The 3,530-nt window shown below is 40.2% G+C and carries 3 protein-coding genes; all 3 read left to right on the top strand.

Annotated features, from left to right (window positions below):
* Nucleotides 1-186 (top strand): hypothetical protein (locus tag PHO71_RS24775; RefSeq protein ID WP_300208820.1); only part of this gene is annotated, 186 nt, incomplete at its 5' end.
* A gap of 64 nt (nucleotides 187-250) precedes the next feature.
* Nucleotides 251-2,164 carry a hypothetical protein gene (locus PHO71_RS24770; RefSeq protein ID WP_300208818.1) on the top strand — a complete coding sequence of 638 codons (1,914 nt, stop codon included), beginning with the start codon at nucleotides 251-253 and terminating at the stop codon, nucleotides 2,162-2,164.
* The coding region (locus PHO71_RS24765) for a hypothetical protein (RefSeq protein WP_300208816.1) at nucleotides 2,164-3,530 on the top strand (1,367 nt) is incomplete at its 3' end. The genes PHO71_RS24770 and PHO71_RS24765, both read left to right, overlap by 1 nt.

Raw genomic sequence — 3,530 nt, 5'->3', positions numbered from 1 at the left:
CACATAGCCGAAGAAAGGAGTGCGGCAGAACGATTACTGGAGAAGGTAAAAAAGAATAAATCTGAAACAGTAAAAATTACACTCCGGGACAACTCGCATACAACATTCTTTGTCAAGAAAGACAAATTAAAGGCAAGACTAAAAAAGCTGGAACAGGAAGGCAAGGTAATAAAGTCTTTGTCATAATTCAAATTTACGGGCAACACCTCTGACTATTAGTGACTTATTTCGTACATAAAACTACTTATGTATGAATGATATTAATTTCAGCAAAAGACTATTCCCCTCACACAAAAGGTCTACCAAGAAACAACGGCAGACCATAACAAAAGACGTAAATGTACTTTACGATGCTTATTACGCATGGGAATCCCTAAGAGATTTTAGGGAGGAAGCCAAGCGCAATGCAATGTACACTTTCGGGAACCAGTGGGGAGATTATGTTGTCGTAAATGGCAAGAAGATGCGAGAAGAGGATTACATTAAGAGCCAGGGAAAGGTACCTTTGAAAAACAACAGGGTACGTTCTCTGGTTCGTAGTGTTCTCGGACAATTCTCAACTAATCAAACTGAACCGGTTTGTGTTGCAAGGGACAGGGATGAACAGGGCCTAGGCGAAATGATGTCGGCCACAGTACAGTATGCATATCAGCGTAACAGATTATGGGAACTTGACAGGAGAAACCTAGAATCCTTTCTTGTTACCGGAGCCGCTTTTTTCAGAACCTATTACGGGTGGAAAGACGAACCCTGCATGATGGATGCATGGGTGGACTCTGTAAACTATAACAAAATGTTCTTCGATAAGTATATGGACGACCCACGACATTGGGACTGTACTCTTATCGGACAGATTCACGACTTAAACGTAGATGATGTTATAGCACAATTCGCCACTCCGGAGAATGAGGACCAGATAAGGGATATTTACCGGGCAAATACCAAAGAGGGTATTATGACCAATGTAGAGAACCTTACGCAAAGGAAACTAACAGAAATAGATTTCTTTGTTCCGGATGATTTCAACAGGTGCCGGGTGATTGAAATGTGGAGAAAAGAAACAAAGCGGAGAATCCGGGTACACGATTGGCTGACCGGTGAGTATTACAAGGTGGAACTTAACAGGAAAGCCGAGCTTGATGCAACAAACGAAGTTCGCAGACAGGAACAGGCGGCAATGGGAGTAGCCGAGGAAGATATGAAGCTGTTAGAGTACCAAATATTCACTGATAGATATTGGTATTTCAGATTTATGTCACCTTACGGGGATATTCTCAAACAGGGAGAAACACCGTATTGGCACAAGTCACACCCCTACTCTTTCAAGATATACCCATTCTTCAATAGTGAAGTTCACTCTTTTGTTTCTGATTTCGTAGACCAACAGAGATACATTAACAGACTTATCACTACACAAGACTTTATTATGTCTGCAGCCGCCAAAGGCTTACTTATGTTCCCGGAAGAATGTTTGCCGGAAGGTATGAGCATGGAAGAGATAGCGGACGAATGGAGCGCATATAATGGTATTATCTACTACAAAGCCAAAGCAGGCATACCAGCACCCCAACAGATTGTATCTAATACCTCAAATTCCGGAGTATATGATATGTTGAATGTCCAGCTTAAATTATTAGAGGATATTTCCGGTGTCTCCGGAGCTTTACAAGGGCAAGGCGCACGATCTGGTACTTCCGGTGCATTATACGCACAGCAGACGCAAAACGGCGCAATTAACCTTGTAGACGTGATGGAGTCTTTCAGACAACTAAGGGAGGATAGGGACTTAAAGCTACTAAAGACACAACAGCAATTTTATACAGACGTTAGATACCTAAATATTGCCGGGTCCAATTATTCACGACAGGCATCTGTATACGACCCTAAGAAGGGTAGAAACGTTGAAGTTGACCTTTCTCTTACAGAAAGCACTTCGTCACCTGCATATAGAATGCTTCAAAACGAGTTCTTGATGCAGTTATTCGATAAAGGGGCCATCATGGTTGAAGAGCTTCTTGAAATAGGGCAATTCCCCAACGCTGATAAGATTCTGCAGAGGGTACAAGACAGAAGAAAACAGATGGAGGAACAGCAATCACAGTTTGCGGCCCAACAGGAACAAATGGCCGGCCCGGGTATGCAACAACAAACAATGCCAATGTAATGAAAAAGAATATAATATTTTCCGGTATAACCCGACATACTGATGATCAGATTTCGCAGGACGGGGAATGTATGGAGTTAATCAATGCGAGGGTGAAGAATGGTTCTATCACCCCCATTGGTAAGCCTATACAAGTAAGCACACATACATACAAGCCTATTTATATACATAAAAACTCCAACTATGAAAACATAATCCTTTTAGATGAAACTGTTAATGGTGTTAAGTCTTTCTATTTTGAGAACAGCCTACTTTACACAGAAAGCAGCAACAGTTATGGCATCACACACGTTGGGAATATCCTTATCATAAAAACAGATAAGGGTATAAGATACATAAAGTATGAATCCGGGTATAATGACCTAGGGAGTAAACCTCCAATGCCTAATGTTAGGTTTGAAACCACCTCACTGGCCCAGATGTCAGAGAACGATGTAAACGTTACTTTATCTCCGAACGTTTCACTATCTACACTACCGGCACCACTGGGTGTTGAAAACGAAGTAAATGTTAGCAATGCTGTAAATGGAGCATTCCTAAAACTGTATGACAAAATAAAGAAAAGCAAACGCTTTACTTTTCCTGTACTTGTACGCTATGCGTATAAGATGTACGATGGAAGCTACATATATCAGTCATGCCCTGTTTACATCGAATCTTCTCATATCCCTGTACAATTCAACACAGACTATTCCTCTGTAAGACTTGACACAACTACTGTCACAGACTCAACTATTGCAAAATCAATGAAGTTCAATGTATCTTTAGGCAGATATAGCTTAAATATGCATGTAACTCACCCAGACCAATCAGCAATTGAATCTTGGAAAGAAGTTGTAACCGGCATTGATGTATTTGTCTCTCCTCAAATAGAATGGGTAGACTTTAACAAAAAATACACACATATAGTCAACAACTCTATTTACGTAGGCCTCGTACACTATGCAATTGAGCTTGAAAAGTACTCGCAAGAGAATATAAACAACAAGATTGAAACGCAGACACTATTTTACAAGACTCTGAGTATAGGTTTGAAATCCGGAATTTACTCAATTCCTCCAGTTGATGATGTTGCCGGAAAAGATACTGTAACAGATGATGAATTTTCACATGTTGATTTAATTCCCGAAGCATTGTACACATACAATGGCAGATTGCATTTAGGGTCCATTAAAACAAAACTATTCAACGGGCATAATATTAATCACTTCATATTTGAAAACAATCAATTAAGAAGTGACCTAGACAAAGAGAAAACATCATTCCCACTTGGTTCCGGCCATATAGAAGTATATTTAAAAACAGACTCCGGAGTCTCCAAAGTGGTCAATAGATTTTCGGCTACAGGATTAAATATTTTCGGTTT

This window comes from Bacteroides sp. (genome assembly GCF_028690125.1).
GTDB lineage: Bacteria > Bacteroidota > Bacteroidia > Bacteroidales > Bacteroidaceae > Bacteroides.
This window is presented reverse-complemented; position numbering and strand designations above follow the sequence as displayed.

Bases quoted from the DNA above. Each gene is read 5' to 3' on its own strand.
- PHO71_RS24770 (WP_300208818.1), top strand. From the start codon at position 251: ATGAATGATATTAATTTCAGCAAAAGACTATTCCCCTCACACAAAAGG.